Here is a 21,719-nt window from a genome sequence, read left to right on the forward strand (position 1 = left end):
TCAACCGGTGGGAGCTGGCTTGCCTGCGATGAATCCAACCCGGTCTCTCAGGCCTTCTTTTTCTTCGGCTTCAGATACTTGGTCAAGCCCTGGAACCACATCACCAGGGCCGGGTTGCCCTTGATCTGGATCGACTTGTCCTGAATCCCCGTCATGAACGCCAGTTGCTTGTTCTTCGCCTGCATCGTGGCGAAGCCGTAGGCGGCGTCTTTAAAAGCGATAGCAAATGCCGGCTCCGGGTAGACACCCGAGCGGCTGGTGATGCGCTGGTCTTTGACGATGAAGTGACGGGCAACCTTGCCGTCAAGGGTCTGCAGCTGGAATGCCAGATCCTTGTCACCCAACTGCTGCTGGAACGCAGGGTTGTTGCGGCTGGCTTTGGCCATCATCAGGCCCAGCACCCACAGAAGAAAACGAAATTTCATGCACACGGCCTCAGTGTAATTATTGGGTGGCCGCAGCAGTTTAACGATTTGTGCGCGGAACGCTACCGATCTCCCGCGTTAGCAGGAGATCGGCTGGCGTTTACCGCTTATAGCAACAACTTGGCTTAGACGTTAGGGCAAGGCACCGGTGCCCAGTCGGCCAGGTTCGGATCGCGGCAGGTGCCTTCGATCTGTGCTTTACCGGCGCTGGCCACTTGCTTGCTTTCAGTCTGCTTGACCTTGGCGGTCTGGATGCTTCGCTCGGTGCTCACCGCTTCGGTCGGCACCTTGGGCAGTGGCGGACGCTTGGTCACGACCTTGCCAGTCGACTTGCCTTTTTTCGCCGGCACCGCCGCCGGGGCGGTATCGGCCGTGGCCACGGTCACCACGTCATTGCGCTGCACACCCACCTGTTGCAGGTCTTTCTCGTAGGCCTGGGTGTAGTTGTTCAGGTCTTCGCTGGCCTTGCCGTTGACCGCGACGATCAGGTCGTTGGATTCCTTCAGGCCGGCGACGATTTCTGCCAGGCGCTTGCGGCCTTCGGTGTCATTGACGGTCTTGGCCTTGCGGTCAGCCACCAGCTTGGTGAACGCGCTCTGGTAGCACTGCTGGGACGCCTTGGCGTACGCGGTGCTGCGGTCGATATCGGAGGCGCTTTTGTTGAAGTCGGTGGCGTAGGACGCGATGCGCTGGTTGTCATCGCTGATCTGCTTCTGGCGCTCGGTGTAGTAACCCGCCGCGCCGCCCGCCAGGGCTCCGCCCGCCGCGCCAATGGCGGCATTGCGGCCACGCTTGTCCGAATCGCCGGTCAGGGCACCCAACAGCGCACCACCGGCCGCGCCGAGGGCGGCGCCGGTGACGACCGACTTGGTCATGTCCGAATCAGTAGCGCGCAGGTGCTGCACCGGCTCGTAGCAGTTGGGGTAGTACTCGACCTTGGTGCTCGACGCGACCTTGGAGGCCGGCGACGTGGCGCAACCGGTCAGCACGGTGCTGAAGCCAGCCGCGATCAGCAGCAAGTAACGCTTGGAAACCGCCTTACGGGAAAAAAGCATAGGTGTGTTCTCTTTTAAGTTTGTCTTGCCCAGCACGGCCCATGCCGCCTGAGTCCCTTCCAAGCTCGCTATACAACCAACGGTCAAGACCGCTGACCGCTCGCTGCGAGCAATTCCTTCAAAATCGTTGCCGGGTCGGCTCGCTGTTGTTTGCGATAGTTGCCGACATGGCGAACGAATAACGTCGCGCGTGTCACCAGGCTCTTGCCCAGTACCGGCTTGCGCTCCAACTCTTGCTGGATCCGTTGAAACTGCGCCTGGATCACCGCATCGGTGTAGCGCGTGCCGGTGGCCAGGTTGTCGATATAAATCGCCACTGCGCCGTCGAGCGCGCTGCGGCCATTGGCGATGGCCGTGGCGAACAACTGCGCGCTGGCCTCGTCCTTGGCGTCCAGGGACTGCTGGCGACTCTTCTGCAGATTGATCAGGCGGATGTTGTAGTTATTGATGGTCTCGGCCACCAGGGCGGCAGACTGGATCAGGTTGCCAGCCGCCTCCTCGCGCTGCTGGGCGATCAGCGACACGTTGCGCTTGAGCTCTTCGTTGACCAGCCCCAGCTCGGCCTGCAGCCGTGGGTCGACGCTGGCGGCGATGATGCTGTCCAGGCGCTTGGTCGGGTCCTGGGCGTCGTCGATAGCGTCGGTCAGCGCGGCCAGGCGCCCCTCTTTCTGCCACTGCGCGAACAGTTCGTTGTAGCGTGAGCGCGGTGCCGACAGCGCGCCAATCGCCACCCTGAAGCCCGTGGTCTCGTTGCTTTGCTCCGTGCCATCGGCGCCGAACAGCGGGTATTCGCGGCGCATGCCGCTGAACAGCGTGCCCTCGCCTTCAAGGTAGTTGCCGCCCTTGACGATAAAGCCGCCGTAGGTGCCCTGGCGGCGCCCGGCGTGAACCAGCTGGAACGACTCCTGGACCATCTCCGCGGCGTTGCCGATCACATCGAACATGCCGATGGGGTTCGGTAACTTGGTACCGATAGGCATCAGCCGCGCCGCCTGGCCGGTGCCGCCGGCGACCTGGTTGAACACCGCCCAATCGCCCAGCGGGCCGTCGCTGTCGCTGCCCTCGATACGCCGGGGGAACAAGCGGCCTTCCAGATCCTGGCGGCTCACTGCCTGGCCGCCGCGCGCGGCGAACTCCCATTCCACCTCGGTGGGCAGCCGCACAAACCCCAGGCCGCCATCTTGCGCCGAAGCACCGCGGCCACTGACCGGCAGCAAGTCGCGGTGATATTTCATCAGCCAGGCGCTGTAGACCGCCGAGAAACGCTCGGCTTCAAAGCGCGACAGCTTGACCTTGGGCAAGCGCCCGGCCATGCCCTCAGGCACCTCGCACGCTGGCGCCGGCTCACCACTGGCCAGGGACTGGGCCTGGGACATGACCTGCGCGTACTGGCGCGCGGTGACTTCGTACTTGCCGATAAAGTAGAGCATCGGCTTGAGCGGGGTCTTGGCGTCGGTCTTGGGCATCAGTGGCGCGATGACCTTGTTCCAGCCCTTGGGCAAATCCTTGAGGGTGAATTGACCGTTGATAAAGTCGCGGCGATAACCCGAGATAAACGACTGCTTGTAGCCCGCCTCGCCTTCGCTGAACGGGTAGCCGAGGCTGACCTCTCGGTCGTCCAGGGTGCCCTGGGCCAGGACATAGGCGTAGCGGAACACCATGTTGCCCTCACACGGCAGCGGCAGGCTGACGTCATCGGCCAACGGCTTGGGGTTGTCGAGCTTATCGCTTGCCTCGTCGGCCCAGGCCACAGTGGCCAGGCTCAGCGCCATGGCGGCGCCCAATAACTTATACATCTCTGATGCCCTCAGAAGCCTGGATACGCGCGACCCGCCACCCCCCACACACGGCCGCCACGGCGCTGACGCCGAGCACCGCGACCAGGGCCAGGGCGTAATGCCGCGCCAACAGGTGGCTGGCGTATTCGCCCGGCACCTGCACGAATAATTGATTCAAACCCGCCTCGGCCAGGCCATACAGCCCGGCGCTGAGCACAGCGGCCAACCCCGCGCTGTAGAGCGCCTGCAGCGTCACGAACAACAACAGCGCGCCCGTGGAACCCCCCAACAGGCGCAACACCGATAACTCCCGGCGCTTGCGCACGACAGCGGCCAACGCCCCGGCGAAAATCGCCGCAAATGCCCCCGTCAAGGCCAGGCCGGCGATGATCCAGAACACGATCGCCAAGTTGCGACTCAGCGACTGCACCTGGGCGATGCTCAGCGCCTGGGTCGAGACCAACAGGTTCTGCGCGGCGAAATACAGCCGTAGCGGCTCAACATCGGTAAGGCTGCGTGCATATAAACGAAACGCCGGGTACACCCGCTGCTCGCTCACGCCCACCGCGTCACCCTCCCAGCCCAACGCCGGCACCGCACGGCCATCGCGATAATCTTCCGCCGCTTCCAGCAGGCTCAAGCCGGCAAACAAACCGTCCCGCGCAAACGCTTCCAGGGGCAGCACGGCCACCACCTGCAACCGCGCATCCCGGGCCTCGACGCGCCCTGCCACTTGCCGCGCAAAGCGGGTTTGCAGCCAATCTCCCGGCCGCGCCGCCAGCTTCTCGGCGGCGGTGTGGCTCAGCACGATCTGCTCCAGGCCCGCCGGGATAGGCAAACCGCCCAGCAATGGATCACCCGGCGCGGTGGGCAGCATCTCCAGGGTCAACGTGCCCACCTGGGCCGTGGCCGCAATCTGCCGCGTACGCGGGATGGCAAACGCCACATCGCTGCGCTGACCAAGTTGCTCGACAAAGGCGCGACTGAACCGCCCCCCGCCCAACGGGATGATTTCGCGGGTCGCCGGGTCATTCTCCAAGCGCTCGGTCAAGCTGCTGACCAGTCCGAATTTCAGGCCGAACAACACCAGCAACGGCGCGATCACCGCCACCAGCGCCAACACCGAACAGGCCGACAGCCAGCCATCGTTGCGGTAATCCTGCCAAGCGAGGGAAGCCAACAGAGGGATACGCATCAACACGCCTCCCCGAGAGTCGCCGTGACGCCACCGTCGCTGTCGCGCTGGCAACTGATGCGCCGCACCTGCAAGCCACTGGCGCGGGCCAGGGGCTCGTCATGGGTGGCGATCACGCACGCGGCGCGGTGCTCACGGGCCTGGGTCAGCAGCGCCTGCATCACGCGCTCGGCATTGAGGGGATCCAGGGACGCAGTCGGCTCATCGGCCAGTACCAATTGCGGGGCATGGGCCAGGGCACGGGCGCAACTGACGCGCTGGCGCTGACCCACCGACAACGCGCCAGGCTTCTTGGCCAACTGGTCGCTGATTTGCAACTGCGCAGCCAGCCGCGCCACGCTGCCATCGTCCTTCAGGCCCAACAGCTGCCGGGACAGGGCGATATTGCTGCGCACATCGAGAAAGCCCAGCAGGCCACCGGTCTGCAGCACGTAACCAAGATGCCGGCTGCGCAACCCGGCCAACGTGGATTGCTGATTGGCCCGCCACAGCCCGCCGATATCCAACTGGTTGAATTCAAAACGGCCCACCTGATCAGGTGCCAGGACCAACGCCAGCAGATCGAGCAAGGTGCTTTTGCCGCAACCGCTCGGCCCGACAATCGCCAGCTGTTCACCTGCACCCAGGTGCAGTGCCGGGATCACCAGGCTATAGCGCTGGCTACCGAGGCCCCGGTTCTTGTGCACCGCGCTCAGGTTCAGCATCAAGGCAGCGTCGACAGTGGCACGCGGTACAACGCATCGCCCGGTTCGGCGTCACCGAAACGGACCCAGTTGGCCACGTCGTTATGGAAGGTTTCATAGAGGCGGATCTTCGAATCCAGCTCGTCGATAAAGTCTTCCTGTTCGGCCACGCTCAATGACAGCCACAGGTCCTGGGTCATGTTCAGGGACTTGCTGCGGTACGGCAGGCCTTCCAGGTATTCACCCAGAATGCCGCCGTCGGCGAGGTTGCCACCCTTGCGCAGGGCCTGCGGGTCGCGGCTCATGTAGGCCGAGGCGCTGGCGATTTCCTGGAAGAAATCCCTGGGCGAAGTCTGGGTCTTGCGTGCCGCATCGACGATCAATTTCAGCGATTGCTGCAAATCGTTGAGCTGCAGTTTGGTCAGCATCACGCAGACCTGGAACGCCGGCAGTGCCGGGTTGGTCAGGTCGCGGTCGGCAGTCCAGGCGCTGACCAGTTGCGGCGCCTGGCTCGCGCCTTTGTGGCCGAGGAAGTCCATGTGCATGGCATAGCCGACGGCGGCGGATTTATCCGCCAGGCTCGGCGCGCTGCTGAGCAACGGCACCGGCTGCGGGGTATTGCTGCGTACCTGATGCACCAGGTTGGCGAACACCGTGCCGATCTCATCGACCCGCTCGCCCAGCTTGCGCACATCACCGCCCGGCACTGCCGTGTACAGATCGCCGATCCGTGGGTTGGCGTCGGCGGTCAGGATGCGGTACTGGGATTCGGCGCCGCCATGGGTTTTCTTGCCGGCGTCGGTGCGCAGGTGCAGGGCATAGATCTTGATCTGCTTGCCCAGCGCCGCCTGGCGCACTTCGGCTTCGTTCATCTGGGTCGCGGCAAACGGGTCGTTCTTGCGCAGGGCCCCGGCATCGGTCACCAGCAGGATCAGGCGCCCGCCATAGCCGGACCAATCCATGCCTTCCACCGCCTGCATCACCCCGGCAAACGCATCTTCATTGAACGAGTGGCTGGAGACGGTGGAGGCTTTGACCTGCCGCGCCATATCCAGAAACCGCTGGGGGTCGCGGCCCTGGTCGAGGGTGATCAGGGTCTTGGCCACGTACTCCAGGCCAGGGGTTTTCTTCACGCTGCTGCGAAAGCCGACCATGCCAAAGCTGACGCTGTCCAACTCGCCGCGCTCGGCAATGCGGGTTTGCAGTTCATGGACCACGTCGCGCACCTGGTCGATATACGGCTGCATCGACACCGTGGTATCCACCACCAGTACCACGGCGGTGCGGAATGCATCGGCATTCGCATTGATCAGCGGGGTGGCCGGCTTGGCGGCCGCAGTGCCGGGGTCGATGGACGCCACATTGAGCAACTGCACCGGCTGGCCATTCTCATCGAAGCTCTCTTTGGCGTCGAAGATCGGCAACAGGTAGAACTGGTTCTGCGGCACGGCACTGGCTGTGGGCTCCAGGGCCAGGACCTGTTGATTGTCCTCAGGGTTTTTCTGCGCCTTGAGCAGCAGGTTTTTCGCGGCGGCCGGGTCAGCCAGGAGTTTTTCCACCTCGCCAGGCTGGCGCAGGAACATCACCGGTGCCCGCCCCGAACGCTCAGTGAACTTGAGCACCAGGCTCTGCTTCCAGTCGCTGACTTGCGCGGCCGGCAACCAACCGTCACTGCGCCCGTCGGTGGCGGCGCCAATGCGCAGCCATGGGCTGCCGTCGACATCTTTGCGCTGGTACACATAAAGCACCGAGAACGCGGGCAAGGCCTTACCCGGTGCGCCGCCCGCCTCGCTGGAGAGCTTGGCGCCGGGCTTGCTCAGGACGCGCTGGAACAGGGTTTTCTTGCCGGCCATCAGCAAGGGGCGCTGGCCGCCGTCGCTATCAGCGGCCAGCGGTTTAACCGCAGCCGCCGTAGCGGGCACGACCGCAGCAGGCGGCGGCGCAGGGGCGTCGTCACTCAGCCACCAGTAACTGGCTCCACCGATGGCCAGCGCGACCGCCACGGCCACGGCGGCCAATGCCAGGACCGGGCCACGCCGCTGCGCGGACTCCGCGCGATGCTGCGTGGGGCTCACCACCGGCTGGCGCACCGGTTGCGGTTGCGGCGCGGCATTGGGAATTTCGATGGACACCGGGGTCAACCCGGCCAGATCCTGACCGGCCGACATCACGGCGGGGCGAATCAAGGTCGCCTCCAAGGCTTCTTTCGGCGCCTCCAGGGGCAACCGATCCAGAGCCAGCAGCAGCGCGGCGGCATCCGGGAAACGCTGCGCCGGATCCTTGGCCAGGAGTTTTTTCAGCACTTCTTGATAACGGCCATGGTGCAGCGGCAGTTCCGGCAAGGGCTCGGTCAGGTGCGCCAGGGCGGTGGAGAGTGCATCGGTGCCGTTGTAAGGCAGCTTGCCGACGAGGATTTCGTAGAGCACCACCCCGAGGGCATACAGGTCGGCGCGGCCGTCGATTTCCTGGCCCCGCGCCTGCTCCGGGCTCATGTAGCTGGGGGTGCCCACGGCAAACCCGGCCTGGGTGAACTGGGTGCGGTCATCCAGGGACTTGGCGATCCCGAAGTCCGACAGCACCGCCGTGCCATCGGCACGAAACAGGATGTTCGCCGGCTTGACGTCGCGGTGCACCAAACCCTGGGCGTGGGCGTAACCCAGGGCCGAGGCGATCTGGCGGATATACACCAGCCCCTGCTCCGGCGTCAGGCCGGCGGCGATGCGCTCCTTGAGCGTGCCATTGGGCAGGTATTCCATGGCCATGTAATACAGCTCGCCGACATTGCCGATGTCGTGAATGGTCACGGTGTGCGGGTGCGACAGCCGCGCCAGGGTCTTGCCCTCGCGCAGGAAACGCTCGCAGAAACTCGGGTCGGCAGCCAGCGCGGCGGCCATGACTTTCAACGCCACCTTGCGCTCCAGCGACCGCTGGGTCGCCAGGTACACGCTGGCCATGGCGCCTTCGCCGATTTCGCCGTCGATGTCGTAGCCGGGGATGATCAGGGTCATGGCGACACCTTCACGACGAGGGTGGTGATGTTGTCGGGCGCACCGCGATTGAGGCCCAGGTGCACCAGGCTGCGGGCGATTTCGTCAGGCTCGGCATGGCTCAGCACGTCACGGATTTCGTGGTCTTCGACGGTCTTGTTCAGGCCATCGCTGCACAGCAGGTAGCTGTCACCGGGGGCGATCAACAGGTCGACCACCGACAGCTCCAATTGCGCCTCCACACCAATGGCGCGGGTGACGATATTGGCCCGCGGATGCACCCGCGCATCGGCTTCGCTGAGCAGGCCGCTGTCCTGCAGGTCCTGCACGTAGCTGTGGTCGCGGGAGATGCGTTCCAACTCGCCATCGCGCAGGCGATACAAGCGGCTGTCGCCGGCCCACAGGCACACACCGCGCAGGCCGCGTGCGGCCAACACCACCACGGTGCTGCCCATCATGGTCACGCCACGGTTGGCGGTTTCTTCACGTACGGCCGCGTTGACCCGGGTCAGCTCGGTGCGCAGCGCCGCCGTATATTCGTCCAGGGACCGCCCCACGGGCAGGCCGCGCAGGCTGTCGACGATCAGGCTGCTGACATAGTCGCCGGCCGCGTGCCCGCCCATGCCGTCGGCCACCACCCACAGGCGGTTTTCCGGGAGGTCCAGGCACGCGTCTTCATTGACCTGGCGCACCATGCCCACATGGCTTTTGCTCGCGGATTTGTACGTCGACCCCATCTACACCACACCTTCTTGTCCGAGCAGAAATTGCGCAAAATCGCCGGCAGCAGGCAAACCCTGGCACCGTAATAAACCGGGGGAAATACGTTGCGAACCACGCCCCCACCACAGGCTGGCGCCTTCGCAGGCCTGTTCGGCAAGGGCGGTCATGCGCCCATGGGGCACGGTGGCGGCGACCCGTTGCAGGCTGGCGAAGCGACTGTCCAGGGCACGCGGTTCACTGGCCGGCAAGCCCAGGCGGTCAACGCCGTGGTTAAACCCTTCGAACGTGGCGCCGGGCTGCAAGGTGCTGAGCAGCAGCTCCTCGATCTGTTCGAACCAGGCATCCGGGCCACCCACCAGGGACGCCGGATTGGTGTCGTGATCCAACAAGGCGACCACCGCCAGCGGGAAATACCGCCCGACCCGATCAATGCTCGGCATCACGACACCCGCCGCCGCATCCGGCCCGCACACCCCCGGCGCCAGCACGAAACGCCACAGCGGGCTGACCAGGTACGCGTTGAGCCAGTTGTCGCCCAGGCTGTGCTGGCTGGCGAGCAAACCGGCAGCCAGCCAACTGTCCCAGGGGCCGATAAAGCTCTGGGGCAAGGCACGGCTGACAAAGTCCCCGCGACTGGCCAACTTGCCGTAGAACCCCAGGGTGGTCATAACCGCTCCGGCAGGCTGAAGCCACTGAGCACCCGGCTCTTGAACGGATTGAAGGCGCTGTTGGCACGCAATTCATAGGCGATGCTCGCGCCGTCGACCCGCAGACGCAGGTTGAAGCGGTCCGGCGAATTGCCGGCAGAAAGCTCCGATTGCTCTAACAGGCGGAACCACGCCCATGGGCCATCCAGGGTGACGCCGGAGCGACCGCTGGCCGATGGCGGCATGATCGAGATACGCACCCCGCCACTGCTGCCGGGATTCGGCCATTGCATCGCCACCGGCCGGCTCGGGCCGTGGTCGTAGCTCAGTTGCTGGCCGTCCAGGTCAAGCAGGAACTGGGTGATGGTCGCGTCCATCGCCACCGGCTTGAGCTCGAAACGCACGATAGGCTGCGTGCCCCCCGTGCGAAAGAACGCATCCCGAATAGTCGCCGCGCGCTGGAAGGTTTGCAGCACGCCCGGCGCGATGCCGAGCTTCTGCGCCGCCCCCGGCTGCCAGCGCCAGGTCTGCGCGGAGGTATCGACGTAGGGTTGCAGGTATTTGCGGAAGTAGTTGTCCATCACCCCGCCCACCCCGAAGAACTGGCCGAAGTCGTCCAGGGTGGCGTCCCGAGCACTGCCGGGGGACATTGGGTAGCGCCCGGCCAGGGACTGGCGATACACATTCACCACTTCACTGACCCAGGCCGCGTTCAGTTGATTGCGCACCCCGCCCATCATGCTGTTGGTGGTGGAGTTGACCACCGACTTGACCATGCCCTGTACCAGCGGCGGCTGGCGTTCGGCATTCAGGCTGACCCGGGTGGCGGCCGCTGCGGCCTGGTTCTTGGCTTCGCCGAGCAAGGCATCGCCACTGGCTCCGACCATGGCGCTGACCTGCACATACAGCGCATTCATATCCGCCAGCAGGCCGTCGATGGCCGCCGGCTCGCCTTCGTTCTTGGCGACGATGCTGTTGAGTTCGGCAAAGTGCGCGGTCACCGGGTCTTCCGTGAGGGCCGGTGCACTGGCCGTCGGTTGGGCCTCGCCGAGCAGGCTGCCGAGGCGCTCCTTGAGCTTGTCGACGCCACCTTCCACCGGCACGCCCTTGGCCGCCAATTGGCGCTCTTCAGCTTGCAGGTCGGTTTCCTTGGCCACCGCCACCAGCAGCTTTTTCAGCGGCGAGGTCGGGCCGGAGATCACCCGCAACACGTCCGCCGCCTGGGCCACGCTGGTGATGGGCACAAAGTCGATATCCGCCAGCAAGGCGTCCCATTGGCGCTGATAATCCTGGAAGTACAGGCGTCGCACGTCGGCGGCAAGGCTCGCCACATTCTGTTGATCTGCCGGCGCCTGGCCCAACACCCATTGCTCTTCGGCCAGGGTCCCGGCCTGATTCAGGCTGGTCAGCAAAAAGCCCTGGCGATAGCCCTTGGCGGTAAACAAGCCACTCAACGGCTCGCCCAGCGGCTTGCCACTTTTGCGGCTGAACACCAGCGCAGCATCCCGCCCAGCGGCTTCGTTGATGCGGAAGTCGGTCACGCCGTCGGGCAGTTTCTGGCGCTTGACGCGGTCGTACACACGCTGGGCCACCGGCAGTTGTTGCAGTTGCCGGCGCAAGTCGTCGATCAGCCGTGGGTCGAGGCGCGCATTCGGCGGATGGCGGTCGAACAGCGCCTGCAGGTGAGCGCTGAGGGCCTGGCGCTGATCGGCGGGCAGGTCGCGCGGCAGGTTGCGGTCCCAGTCCAGGGCGATCCAGGCCTTGATAAAGTCCGGGTCGTAATGCTCGCTGTCCGCCAGCATCAGGTAGGCCTTCAAGCCTTCGTAGAGGAAATCGGAACTGCCACCACCGTGCAGTTGCTCTTCGATGCGCGTCACCAGGCGCGGGGCGAACACCGCGATCAGCAGCTTGCGGTAGACACTGGCAGATTCGGCTTCGAGCATGTCGCCCTGATACAGGCCCAGGCCCTCGGACCAGCTTGGCGAATCGCCCGCCAGGTTCTTAACCGCGTTGAGCAGCGGCAACACCGCCAGCACATCACGCTGTGCCGGGCTCAGGCTCTGCACGGCCTGGCCCAGTGGCGCGACCTTGTGGTCAACCTGGGCGATATACGCCTGGTTGGCGCGATAACTCAGCCACCACAGGCTGCTGACCACCAGCACCAGCGCAACCGTCGCGGCGAGCACGCCACGGGCGACCCATTTGCGGCGGCGCTCGACCTTCGGGTTGACCCCCACCAGGCCACGCTCGGCAAAGGCCACGGCGCTGAACAGTTTCTCGATGAAGTAGCTGCGCCCAGTACCGCTCTGGCGCGCCAGGTGCTGACGGTCGAGGTTCATGCTCTGGGCCATGGCGCCGATCAGTCGGTCAATCGGGCTGCCTTCCTGGGTGCCGCTGGTGAAATAGACGCCGCGCAGCAGCACGCGCTCTTCAAAGGCATTGGGCTTGAACACGCCCTCGAGGAAGCTTTGCAGGCAATCCTTCAGCGCACCGAATTGCTGCGGGAAGCCATAGATCAGGTCGCGCCGCGCCGGGTCGCGCTCCTGTTGCAGGCGTTCCACCAGGCGCTCGTTGAGGCGCTGCTCCAGGCCGGCGAATTCGCTTTGCAGATGGGCCAGGGGGCTGTCGCTGTGCTTGCCGTCGTCCAGGGCAAAGGTCATGCCCCACACCTGGGCGCGATCTTCCTTGCTCAGGTTGTCGAAAAACTCCATGAAACCCGGCACCAGATCGAGCTTGGTGAGCATCAGGTAAATCGGGAAACGCACGCCCAACTGGGTGTACAACTCCTGGATGCGCAGGCGGATTGCGGCAGCGTGGGCGGCACGCTCGGCGTCAGTGCCCAGCAGCAGGTCCGACAGGCTGATGGCGATAAAAGCGCCATCAATCGGGCGGCGGGCGCGCTGCTTTTTCAGCAGGTCGAGGAAGCCCAGCCAGGCGGCTTTATCCACCGTGGAGTTGCTGTCCTGGGTGGTGTAGCGCCCGGCGGTGTCCAGCAGCACCGCTTGATCGGTAAACCACCAATCGCAGTTACGTGTACCGCCCACGCCGCGCACCGCACCGGCACCCAACTGGGCAGCCAGGGGGAAGTGCAACCCGGAGTTGACCAGCGCGGTGGTCTTGCCTGAGCCCGGCGGGCCGATGATCACGTACCACGGCAACTCATAGAGGTTGCGCCGTTCGTCACCGCCCAACTTGGCCTTTTTCAACAGCGCGAGGGCTTCGTCCATGCGTTGGCGCAGGGTGGCCAACTCTTCGGCAGTGGCGACACTGTTGGGGTCGGCCGGGGTTTCGGCGGCCAGGCTGCGCATCACTTCGGCGGCCTGACGGCGCGCCTGGATGATGCGAAACACGCGGTAGGCAATCCACACCGCGAAGACCAGGATGATCAAGGCCCAGCGCCGGCCTTCCGGCACCAGCACGTCGAGCAACGGCCCGACAAACCAGATGATCAGGCCCAGGGCAATCAGGCCCAGCACGGGGATCACCCAGCGAATCATGAAACTGAAAAACGCCTTCACTCGACGCCCTCCGCCAATACGGTGATTTCAACCCGACGATTGCGGGCACGGCCTTCGGCTGTGGCGTTGGTCGCCACCGGCTCGGTGTCGCTGCGACCCTCGGCGCTGAAGCGCTCGCCCTGGCCGGTCTTGGCCGCGAGGATTTCCAGCACCGACTTGGCCCGCGCCTCGGACAAGGCCCAGTTGGACGGGAAGCGCAGGGTGGCAATCGGCCGATTGTCGCTGTGCCCGGTCACCCGCACCTGGCCCTTGACCTTGCGGATGGCATCGGCGATGCGCAGCATCAGGGGTTGGTAGTCATCGACAATGCTGGAGCTGGCCGAGGCGAACAGTTCATCGCCACGGATCGTCACCACGGAGCGGTCGACGGCATCTTCCACCGCGACCCGGCCCGCCTTGATGTCCTCCACCAGAAAGCCCGCCAGGCGTGGGCGCTCGATGATTTTCGGCTGCGCCACCGGGCGGTCGATGGCCTGCACCGGGATTTCCCCCAATGCATGGATGTTCTTGAACACCGGCTCTGCATCCGACGCCAGTTTCAGGCGCAAGCCAAACAGTAGCGCCAGCAGCAAAGCCAGGCCGATGGCCACGGCGATCCACGGCGGCATGAATTGCGCCAGTCGATCGCGGGCCACGGTCACGCCGCGCCAATGGGGCGACAGCTCGCGCTCATGCTCGCCACGGGCACTGCGAATCGCCGCCGCCGTGCGTTCGCGCAGGGCTTCGAGCTGGCTGCGGCCGTCGTTCATTACCCGGTAGCGGCCTTCGAAACCCAGGCACATGCACAGGTACAACAGCTCCAGCAGATACAGGCGTTCGCGCGGGCTTTGCAGGCAGTGGTCCAGCAGTTGGAAGACCTTTTCGCCGCCCCAGGCTTCGTTGTGCACGGTGATCAGCAGGCTCTGCTTGCCCCAGTCACTGGCGCTGCCCCAGGGCGTGCTCAGCACCGCTTCATCGAGGGCGGTGCACAGCGCGTAGCGAGCCAACAGCACTTCGTTGCGGGCCACACCGGCCGCCTCGGCGCGTTCTTCGAACTGGCGCAGGTAGGCCAGCAACTGCGCGCGCAGGCTTGAGGGTGCGGGATGAGCGATGGTATTGCGCAGGCGCGTCAGCAGTGCCAGCAAGGGGCCGGCGGCGCTTTCCAGCGGGTTGAGGCCCTGGCTTTTGCCGGTGAGGATCGGCGCCGCCGGCATCGACAAAGGCGCTGGTTCTGCGCGGGCAGGCTCCGGCGCTCGGCCACCCGGACGCGGCATGAACTGGGTGCGGTCGTCATCATTGGGATGCATCGCGGATTATCCTCGGATCGCCCAGAAGGCCAGGTTCAAGCCCGGGAACTGCCCGGCGATATGGAAGGCGAAGCCGCCGGAGTGAATCAGTTGCTGCCAATGCTCACTGCCGCGATCCAGCTCGTAGTAGGTGGAGCCCGCGTGGTAAGGGATCTGCCGTGGCGCCACCGGCAACGGCAGCAGGCCGATGCCCGGCAGTTGCAGGTTGACCAGGTCGCGGATGTGCTCCACCGAGCCGACCTTGCTCTGCTGGCCGAAGCGCGCACGCAGGGTTTCGCCCGGGACATCGGCACGCACCACAAGGATGAAGCTGGCGCTGTCAATCAGGGTTTTGTCCGCCAGCATCGCCACATGCACGCCATAGGCTTTTTCGACAATCGGGATAGGCGTGGCCTTGCTGTCGATCAGCATCGACAGCGCCTCGCGCAGGGCCTGCATCACCGGGGCGAAGCTGAGGGCCAGGTCGTCATGCTGGTAGCGCGGGTATTCCTCGGGGCGCCGCCCCGAGGTGGAGAAGGTCGAGAACTCGCCGGCCAGGCTTACCAGTTCACTGAACAAACGCTCTGGGTGCAGCGGGCTCGACTGGCTCAGGTGCTGGATCAGCGGCTGGGCGCGATTGACCAGTTGCAGCAGCATGAAGTCGGCAATCTCCGAGGCGCCACCGGCACCCGAGGCCACCACCCGCCCGGCCAGGGCTTCGCCGCGCTGGTGCAACAGGCCCAGCAGTTCGCTGCGAAACGCCGTCAGCGGCTTGCTCGCGGCCACATCGAGCACCGGCGGGATGTAGCTGTCATCCAGCACCAGGGCGCGGTCGGCGCGTTTTTCCTTGATGCGCACCAGGCCGATGGCGGCGTAGTCGCTGATGCCATCGGCGGCGGTCAGCAAGCGCAAGGCACGGGAGCCGACGGCCACCGGTGCGCGGTTCTCGAAGGGTGCGTTGTCATCCCGCACCTCGCGCACCTGGCTCAGGTAACGCGCAGCGCCCAGGGGCTCGCCTTCGTCGACCGTATCGCGGGCACCGGCACGCTTGAGGGGCAAGGCCAGGTACACCAGGCCGTCACGCAGGTTGTCGTCGATGTTCAGCGGGCTCGGCGCCAGGTCATCCTGGGGGATATTGAACGGCGTGCCATCGGGCAACAGGCCACGGGCCGAGACAATGGCCAGCTTGCCCTGGGCCAGCAGGCCCTGGTCGATCAGCAGTTCGGAAAACCCCCAGGCGCCGGCCGACAGCGGGCGGCTGCGGGCATCAATCAGGTTTTCCAGGTAACGGTCATGCTGCTGGAAGTGCTGCGTTCCGATGAACATGCCTTCCGACCAGACCACGCGATTGTTCCAGGACATGGGGGCTCCGATTGCTTCTTATTGGGCAGGGCTGGATGGGGAAACGCTGAGGTGCGCACGTACGGCGCGCACATCAAGGCTGATCTGGTATTCGCTGGCCTGGCGGGGTGGCACGCTGAGCACCGTGCGCCATTGCGCGCGGTCCAGCTCGCGATAGCCCACCAGCAGGCCGATCTGCCGGGTGGCCGGATCGAGGTCGCGCTGGATGCTCAATTGCTGGCCGGGCTGGACCACCACTTCATCCTGGTCCAGCAGGTCCAAACCGAGGGTCGGCTGGGCGCGATCTGCCAGGGCGAAATAGTCGGCACGGCTGAAGGCAGCGGCGTTTTTCAGCTCGAAAATCCGCACCCGTACCGGGGCTGGCTGGCCCGTGGTGCCGGGGTTGAGCCCAGCGATGGCATGGAAGTGCAACTCGACACGGGTGGTGTCGATTTGTGCCTCTGGCGCCTGGGGCGGCGCGGCATCCTTGGCACAGGCCGTCAGCAGCAACACGCTGGCGGCTGCGAGTAAAAACCTGAAAATCATCCTGCGTCCTCAATGACGTATGTGGCTGTCCGTTGTTCCGGTTTCAGCGCCGCTGTCGTGCGCTGTGTGCTTCATAGGCCCGGCTGAATTCACGGCCGAACAGGTCCTGGAAATCCTCCTGGGCCTCACGGGAAATACTGTTGTAGAGCTCAGTGAACTGTTGCCAGTACTGGGCCTGGCGCGAACCGTTGAACAGGCTCGACAGCCCGCCGGGCTTGCCCATGCGCTCTTCCAATTGGGCCGGCTCGAAGCGCGTCAACAGATGCTTGATGGCCGCTTCGACACCGGCCATCACCGCCAGTTGGTGCGCGCGCAGGTCGTCGAAACTGTCGCGCACGGCCAGGTCCGGCGCCATAAACGCTTGGTTGCCGTGGCGTAGCAGCAGCAGTAACGCTTCGTCGGCATTCGGGGCGAATTTCAACGGATTGTTTTCCACCGGCTGGATCGTCGTCTGCTGCATGCGGAACTCGCCCTTGAGGCTGCTGCGTGCGCGCAGTACGTCGATCAAGCCTTCGACCATCAGCCGGTAGCTGCGGCCGATGCTTTCCATCTGCGCCTCGGCCTGGGCCTTGTCCAGGCGCAGTTGATCGAGACCGGCACCACGCAGGAAGGCTTGCAGCAAATCGGGCTGGTTGGCGTCTGCCACAGGGCGCGCAGGCTCGAGCACAGGGGGCGCGAGGGGCGGCTCAGGCGGCGCGATGACAGGTGGTGGCGGGCTGATCGACGGCGTAGGTGTTTCGCCAAACAGATCCCAGTCTTCTGGAATCACCGACCCTGAGTGCAACGGCTGCTCGGGGGCGGGCACGGTAACCGCCACGGGCGGGCGGAAATCATGCTGCTCAGCCGGTACATGGTCAGGCTGGGTGGGCGGCGGTACGGCCGTCGGCGTGAGGAAATCAAACAGGTCCGGTAGCGTGTCCATTGACGACGCACCCTGGAACTGTGGGGCGATCACCGGGGTCGGCAGCGGCGTGACCACACCGGCACCCTGGCGCCCCATGAGGGCTTCGAAACTGTTGGAGCCGTCAGTGCCGAAAGGCTGGCTGTCGGTCACCTTCACCCCGGAATCAATCCGTGCCTGGATCTCGTAGTCGCCGATGCGGATCAATTCACCGTCTTGTAATGGCTCACTGTTTCCCCGGCGCAAACGAATGCCGGCGTTAACCAATTCCACACCATTAGTACTGTTATCGGTTAGATAGTAACGACCATCTTTGTATTGAATAACGCAATGTTGCGCGGAGACCAAACGTTCTGGATCAGGCAATATCCAGTCGTTTTCACTGGAGCGGCCAATTGCCATCACTCCATTATCCATGGACTTTTCCGGACATTGACCTGGGGTGATCTTGTGATAACTAGTAATAGTCAAACACAGTGACATCTTGCCTCCTTGCTGTACCTCACGCGCGGGCGGCCTAAGGGAAATACCTTCCCAAGCGCGCCCTGGCAAATCCTTTAAACCACGCCAAAAAGGCTGGCTTATCAGCATGATCGCCGATTTTAACCAGTCAATGTGACAAAAAGCGTCAGGGAATTCCTATTTTGACTCATCGGTCGCACAGGTTGTTAAACACCGCACATCTGTCACACAGGACGAATAGCTTACCTTGACAACGCATAACTACTACACCAAAAATGCACAACTTCTTGAAGATGAGTAGTGGCACACTGAAATCAGTGCGCTGACCTGACCAGGAAAACATGCCGATAAATTGCGCAACTAGCCGCGCAACTAACGCATGAATTGCCCAAGACTAAAGGGCCGATATGGAGATCGAATTTGGTGGATGTGCCGCTGCTGCTCACCGCTGTTTCCGCGACTTCGCCGTGTGGCGAAGACTTGGAATATGACGCGGATTTCCTGCACTTGGAACGTGCTGCCCAGGGTCAACCTGAGCGCAGCATGGGCGACGCCATTTTGCCCGCCGAGCCGCCAGACTGGCGCAGCATCCAGCAACAGTGCCTGGACTTGCTGCAGCGCAGCAAAGACCTGCGCATCACTCATTTTTTGCTGCAAAGCTCCCTCGCCCTGCAAGGTGTTGGCGGGCTGGCCAGCGTCCTGACCCTGATCAGTGAACTGCTCCAGCAGTACTGGGCCGATCTGCATCCACGCCTGGATGCCGATGACCACAACGACCCCACCGTACGCATCAACGCCCTCGCGGGAATGACCTGCGACACGAACATCCGCCTGCTGCGCGAAAGTGTCCTCACGCGCTCGCGGGCGTTTGGCCCCGTGAGCCTGCGTGGCGCCCTGAACGCCAGCGGCCTGCAAAGTTTCCCCGGCGAAACCCTTGGTACCGAGCAACTGGCCGGAGCCTTCCTCGACAGTGATCCAGAGCAGCTGCAAGCCACCCACGCAGCCCTCGTCGAGGCCCGTGCGGCCTGTGAAACCATTGAAAAACACGTCAGCGAGCAAGTCGGTTCCGCCCAGGGCGTAGACCTCGGCGCGCTGAAACACCTGCTCAAGCAGGCCCTGCAGATTTTCAGCCAGTTCGCTGCGCAGAGCGGCGACAGCCGTGAACCCGAAGTTGTCAGTGACGACAGCCACGCCTCGGTCGAACACGCCGCCGCCCCTGCCGCACCCCGCAATACTGGCGACATCGCCAGCCGCGATGAGGTGCTGCGCGACCTGGACCGAATCCTTGCGTACTACACCCGGCACGAGCCTTCCAGCCCGTTGCCGGTGCTGTTGAACCGGGCGAAAAATCTGGTGCACGCCGATTTCGCGACCATCGTGCGCAATCTGATTCCCGACGGCATGTCCCAATTTGAAAACCTGCGCGGCCCGGACGGCGAGTAAGCCGCCCGACTGAGCAGTAACAACACCGTCGCTCAAGCGACCAGGAGCAGCAACGTGGCGAAGCAAAGTTCTCAGAAATTCATCGCGCGCAACCGCGCGCCTCGAGTGCAGATCGAGTACGACGTCGAGCTTTACGGCGCCGAGAAAAAGGTCCAACTGCCCTTCGTGATGGGTGTGATGGCCGACCTCGCCGGCAAGCCCGCCGAGCCTCTGGCGCCGGTCGCTGATCGCAAGTTCCTTGAAGTGGACGTCGACAACTTCGACTCACGCCTCAAGGCCATGCAGCCGCGCGTAGCCTTCCACGTACCCAACGAGCTGACCGGCGAAGGCAACCTGAGCCTGGACATCACCTTTGAAAGCATGGACGACTTCAGCCCGGCTGCCGTGGCGCGCAAGGTCGACTCGCTGAACAAGCTGCTCGAAGCGCGTACCCAGCTGGCCAACCTGCTGACCTACATGGACGGCAAGACTGGCGCTGAAGAAATCATCATGAAGGCGATCAAGGACCCGGCACTGCTGCAGGCCCTTGCGAGCGCGCCAAAACCTGCTGGGGACCAGTAATCATGAGCGAGAATACCGCCCGCGAAGGCGCACAGAACCTGGGCGCCACCGAAGAAACCAGTGAGTTCGCCTCGCTGTTGCTGCAAGAATTCAAGCCCAAGACCGAGCGTGCCCGCGAAGCCGTCGAGACGGCCGTGCGCACCCTGGCCGAGCAGGCCCTGGCGCAAACCGACCTGGTCTCCAACGACGCGATCAAGTCGATCGAGTCGATCATCGCCGCCATCGACGCCAAGCTCACCGCCCAGGTCAACCAGGTGATTCATCACCCGGATTTCCAGCAGCTGGAAAGCGCCTGGCGTGGCCTGCACTACCTGGTCAACAACACCGAGAGCGACGAGCAGCTGAAGATTCGCGTGCTCAATATCTCCAAGACTGACCTGCACAAGACCCTGAAGAAATTCAAGGGCACCGCGTGGGACCAGAGCCCGATCTTCAAGAAGATGTACGAAGAAGAATACGGCCAGTTCGGCGGCGAACCTTACGGTTGCCTGGTGGGCGATTACTACTTCGACCAGTCGCCACCTGACGTGGAACTGCTGGGCGAGCTGTCGAAAGTCTGCGCCGCAATGCACTCACCGTTCATCGCAGCTGCATCGCCGACCGTGATGGGCATGGGCTCGTGGCAGGAACTGTCGAACCCGCGTGACCTGACCAAGATCTTCACCACCCCGGAATACGCCGGCTGGCGCTCGCTGCGCGAATCGGAAGACTCGCGCTACATCGGCCTGACCATGCCGCGTTTCCTGGCACGCCTGCCGTATGGCGCCAAGACTGACCCGGTGGAAGCCTTCGCCTTCGAAGAAAACACCGACGGCGCCGACAGCTCGAAGTACACCTGGGCCAACGCCGCGTACGCGATGGCGGTGAACATCAACCGTTCGTTCAAGCACTACGGCTGGTGCTCGCGCATCCGTGGCGTGGAATCTGGCGGCGAAGTGGAAAACCTGCCGGCCCACACCTTCCCCACCGATGACGGTGGTGTGGACATGAAGTGCCCGACCGAAATCGCCATCAGCGACCGCCGTGAAGCAGAGCTGGCGAAGAACGGTTTCATGCCACTGCTGCACAAGAAAAACACCGACTTCGCCGCGTTCATCGGCGCCCAGTCGTTGCAGAAACCGGCCGAATACGACGACCCAGACGCCACCGCCAACGCCAACCTGGCCGCGCGCCTGCCGTACCTGTTCGCCACCTGCCGTTTCGCCCACTACCTGAAGTGCATCGTGCGCGACAAGATCGGTTCCTTCAAAGAGAAGGACGAGATGCAGCGCTGGTTGCAGGACTGGATCCTCAACTACGTCGACGGCGATCCGGCGCACTCCACCGAAACCACCAAGGCCCAGCACCCATTGGCTGCGGCGGAAGTGATCGTGGAAGACGTCGAAGGCAACCCGGGGTACTACAACTCCAAGTTCTACCTGCGTCCGCACTACCAGCTCGAAGGGCTGACCGTGTCGCTGCGCCTGGTATCGAAACTGCCTTCGGCAAAAAGCGCGTAAGTCATTCGCTCGTTCCCACGCTCCGCGTGGGAATGCCGCCCGGGATGCTCGGCGTCCCGGTGACGCAGAGCGTCACAGGATGCGTTACCACGCAGAGCGTGGGAACGATCACCAAATCAAGTGGCCCGTGCCACACAGGGAGAAAACATGGCTGTTGATATTTTCATCAAGATCGGCGACATCAAGGGCGAGTCCATGGACAAGGCCCACAAGGACGAAATCGACGTGCTGAACTGGAGCTGGGGCATGGCCCAGTCCGGCAACATGCACGTTGGCAGTGGCGGCGGTGCGGGTAAGGTGAATATCCAGGACCTGTCGCTGACCAAGTACGTGGACAAGGCTTCGCCTAACCTGATGATGCATTGCGCCAGCGGCAAGCACATCGACAAGGTCAAGCTGACCGTGCGCAAGGCCGGCGGCGAAAGCCAGGTCGAGTACATGATCATCAACCTCGAAGAAGTACTGATCACCTCCCTGAGCACCGGCGGTTCGGGCAGCGATGATCGCCTGACCGAAAACGTCACCCTGAACTTTGCCCAGGTGATGGTCGACTACCAGCCGCAGAAAGCCGACGGCACCAAGGACGGCGGCCCGATCAAGTTCGGCTGGAATATCCGTTCCAACACCAAGCGTTGATACGAAGCCCCCCGGCGCCACACGCCGGGGGATTTTGGTGCTTGCTCGAATTTC

General features: G+C 63.9%; 17 protein-coding genes. 4 read left to right on the forward strand and 13 right to left on the reverse strand.

Translation table 11 applies throughout. The features are described from left to right. Nucleotides 1-47: 47 nt before the first annotated feature. The 13 genes from PSH73_RS26040 to tagH all read right to left on the reverse strand — a co-directional run bounded on the left by PSH73_RS26040 (nucleotide 48) and on the right by tagH (nucleotide 17,547). The gene (locus PSH73_RS26040) at nucleotides 48-425 is read right to left on the reverse strand and encodes a helicase (protein WP_305461616.1); all 378 of its coding nucleotides are present in this window, start codon (nucleotides 423-425) and stop codon (nucleotides 48-50) included. Nucleotides 426-550: 125 nt separating this feature from the next. Then, a complete protein-coding gene (gene tagQ, locus PSH73_RS26045) occupies nucleotides 551-1,480 on the reverse strand; it encodes a type VI secretion system-associated lipoprotein TagQ (protein WP_169960060.1) in 930 nt (309 codons plus the stop codon). 83 nt (nucleotides 1,481-1,563) lie between these two features. After that, complete coding sequence (locus PSH73_RS26050) at nucleotides 1,564-3,276, reverse strand: SUMF1/EgtB/PvdO family nonheme iron enzyme (RefSeq protein WP_128593298.1); 1,713 nt, start codon at nucleotides 3,274-3,276, stop codon at nucleotides 1,564-1,566. Beyond that, on the reverse strand, nucleotides 3,269-4,453 hold the full coding sequence (locus tag PSH73_RS26055; protein ID WP_305461617.1) for an ABC transporter permease: 1,185 nt from the start codon (nucleotides 4,451-4,453) through the stop codon (nucleotides 3,269-3,271). The genes PSH73_RS26050 and PSH73_RS26055 overlap by 8 nt, the downstream gene beginning before the upstream one ends. Further along, nucleotides 4,453-5,157, reverse strand: a complete 705-nt coding sequence (locus tag PSH73_RS26060; RefSeq protein WP_057961015.1) for an ABC transporter ATP-binding protein — start codon at nucleotides 5,155-5,157, stop codon at nucleotides 4,453-4,455. The genes PSH73_RS26055 and PSH73_RS26060 overlap by 1 nt, the downstream gene beginning before the upstream one ends. Next, complete coding sequence (locus tag PSH73_RS26065; RefSeq protein ID WP_057961016.1) at nucleotides 5,157-8,144, reverse strand: serine/threonine-protein kinase; 2,988 nt, start codon at nucleotides 8,142-8,144, stop codon at nucleotides 5,157-5,159. The genes PSH73_RS26060 and PSH73_RS26065 overlap by 1 nt, the downstream gene beginning before the upstream one ends. Beyond that, nucleotides 8,141-8,860: a PP2C family serine/threonine-protein phosphatase gene (locus PSH73_RS26070; RefSeq protein WP_057440523.1), complete on the reverse strand. Its 720-nt coding sequence runs from the start codon at nucleotides 8,858-8,860 to the stop codon at nucleotides 8,141-8,143. Before PSH73_RS26070 ends, PSH73_RS26065 begins: the two co-directional genes overlap by 4 nt. Next, nucleotides 8,861-9,514 (reverse strand): type VI secretion system-associated protein TagF, encoded by a 654-nt coding sequence (gene tagF, locus PSH73_RS26075; protein ID WP_057961017.1) that lies wholly within the window; start codon nucleotides 9,512-9,514, stop codon nucleotides 8,861-8,863. After that, nucleotides 9,511-13,011 carry a type VI secretion system membrane subunit TssM gene (tssM, locus tag PSH73_RS26080; protein ID WP_305461618.1) on the reverse strand — a complete coding sequence of 1,167 codons (3,501 nt, stop codon included), beginning with the start codon at nucleotides 13,009-13,011 and terminating at the stop codon, nucleotides 9,511-9,513. The genes tagF and tssM overlap by 4 nt, the downstream gene beginning before the upstream one ends. Further along, complete coding sequence (locus PSH73_RS26085; RefSeq protein ID WP_032856783.1) at nucleotides 13,008-14,297, reverse strand: DotU family type VI secretion system protein; 1,290 nt, start codon at nucleotides 14,295-14,297, stop codon at nucleotides 13,008-13,010. Before PSH73_RS26085 ends, tssM begins: the two co-directional genes overlap by 4 nt. Nucleotides 14,298-14,303: 6 nt before the next feature. Then, on the reverse strand, nucleotides 14,304-15,638 hold the full coding sequence (gene tssK, locus PSH73_RS26090; protein ID WP_057961019.1) for a type VI secretion system baseplate subunit TssK: 1,335 nt from the start codon (nucleotides 15,636-15,638) through the stop codon (nucleotides 14,304-14,306). An 18-nt stretch (nucleotides 15,639-15,656) separates the two neighbouring features. Then, nucleotides 15,657-16,163, reverse strand: coding sequence for a type VI secretion system lipoprotein TssJ (tssJ, locus tag PSH73_RS26095; protein ID WP_057961020.1), 507 nt, complete (start codon nucleotides 16,161-16,163; stop codon nucleotides 15,657-15,659). 43 nt (nucleotides 16,164-16,206) lie between these two features. After that, complete coding sequence (gene tagH, locus PSH73_RS26100) at nucleotides 16,207-17,547, reverse strand: type VI secretion system-associated FHA domain protein TagH (RefSeq protein WP_128593296.1); 1,341 nt, start codon at nucleotides 17,545-17,547, stop codon at nucleotides 16,207-16,209. Nucleotides 17,548-17,949: 402 nt separating this feature from the next. On the opposite strand from tagH, the gene tssA reads away from it, so the two are divergent. The 4 genes from tssA (at nucleotide 17,950) to PSH73_RS26120 (ending at nucleotide 21,665) form a co-directional block, all read left to right on the forward strand. Continuing rightward, entirely contained in the window at nucleotides 17,950-18,969 is a 1,020-nt protein-coding gene (gene tssA, locus PSH73_RS26105) for a type VI secretion system protein TssA (RefSeq protein ID WP_057961042.1), read from the forward strand. A 54-nt stretch (nucleotides 18,970-19,023) separates the two neighbouring features. After that, entirely contained in the window at nucleotides 19,024-19,530 is a 507-nt protein-coding gene (gene tssB / locus PSH73_RS26110) for a type VI secretion system contractile sheath small subunit (protein WP_010168268.1), read from the forward strand. A gap of 2 nt (nucleotides 19,531-19,532) precedes the next feature. After that, nucleotides 19,533-21,029, forward strand: coding sequence for a type VI secretion system contractile sheath large subunit (tssC, locus tag PSH73_RS26115; protein ID WP_057440528.1), 1,497 nt, complete (start codon nucleotides 19,533-19,535; stop codon nucleotides 21,027-21,029). A 147-nt stretch (nucleotides 21,030-21,176) separates the two neighbouring features. Further along, the gene (locus PSH73_RS26120) at nucleotides 21,177-21,665 is read left to right on the forward strand and encodes a type VI secretion system tube protein Hcp (RefSeq protein ID WP_029289879.1); all 489 of its coding nucleotides are present in this window, start codon (nucleotides 21,177-21,179) and stop codon (nucleotides 21,663-21,665) included. Nucleotides 21,666-21,719 lie beyond the last annotated feature (54 nt).

It is taken from the genome of Pseudomonas sp. FP2294 (assembly GCF_030687625.1).
Lineage (GTDB): Bacteria > Pseudomonadota > Gammaproteobacteria > Pseudomonadales > Pseudomonadaceae > Aquipseudomonas > Aquipseudomonas shahriarae.

Excerpts from the sequence above, each read along its gene's own strand:
- PSH73_RS26040 (WP_305461616.1), bottom strand. The coding sequence starts at position 425 with ATGAAATTTCGTTTTCTTCTGTGGGTGCTGGGCCTGATGATGGCCAAA.
- tagQ (WP_169960060.1), bottom strand. The coding sequence starts at position 1,480 with ATGCTTTTTTCCCGTAAGGCGGTTTCCAAGCGTTACTTGCTGCTGATC.
- PSH73_RS26050 (WP_128593298.1), bottom strand. The coding sequence starts at position 3,276 with ATGTATAAGTTATTGGGCGCCGCCATGGCGCTGAGCCTGGCCACTGTG.
- PSH73_RS26055 (WP_305461617.1), bottom strand. The coding sequence starts at position 4,453 with ATGCGTATCCCTCTGTTGGCTTCCCTCGCTTGGCAGGATTACCGCAAC.
- PSH73_RS26060 (WP_057961015.1), bottom strand. The coding sequence starts at position 5,157 with ATGCTGAACCTGAGCGCGGTGCACAAGAACCGGGGCCTCGGTAGCCAG.
- PSH73_RS26065 (WP_057961016.1), bottom strand. The coding sequence starts at position 8,144 with ATGACCCTGATCATCCCCGGCTACGACATCGACGGCGAAATCGGCGAA.
- PSH73_RS26070 (WP_057440523.1), bottom strand. The coding sequence starts at position 8,860 with ATGGGGTCGACGTACAAATCCGCGAGCAAAAGCCATGTGGGCATGGTG.
- tagF (WP_057961017.1), bottom strand. The coding sequence starts at position 9,514 with ATGACCACCCTGGGGTTCTACGGCAAGTTGGCCAGTCGCGGGGACTTT.
- PSH73_RS26085 (WP_032856783.1), bottom strand. The coding sequence starts at position 14,297 with ATGCATCCCAATGATGACGACCGCACCCAGTTCATGCCGCGTCCGGGT.
- tssK (WP_057961019.1), bottom strand. The coding sequence starts at position 15,638 with ATGTCCTGGAACAATCGCGTGGTCTGGTCGGAAGGCATGTTCATCGGA.
- tssJ (WP_057961020.1), bottom strand. The coding sequence starts at position 16,163 with ATGATTTTCAGGTTTTTACTCGCAGCCGCCAGCGTGTTGCTGCTGACG.
- tagH (WP_128593296.1), bottom strand. The coding sequence starts at position 17,547 with ATGTCACTGTGTTTGACTATTACTAGTTATCACAAGATCACCCCAGGT.
- tssC (WP_057440528.1), top strand. The coding sequence starts at position 19,533 with ATGAGCGAGAATACCGCCCGCGAAGGCGCACAGAACCTGGGCGCCACC.
- PSH73_RS26120 (WP_029289879.1), top strand. The coding sequence starts at position 21,177 with ATGGCTGTTGATATTTTCATCAAGATCGGCGACATCAAGGGCGAGTCC.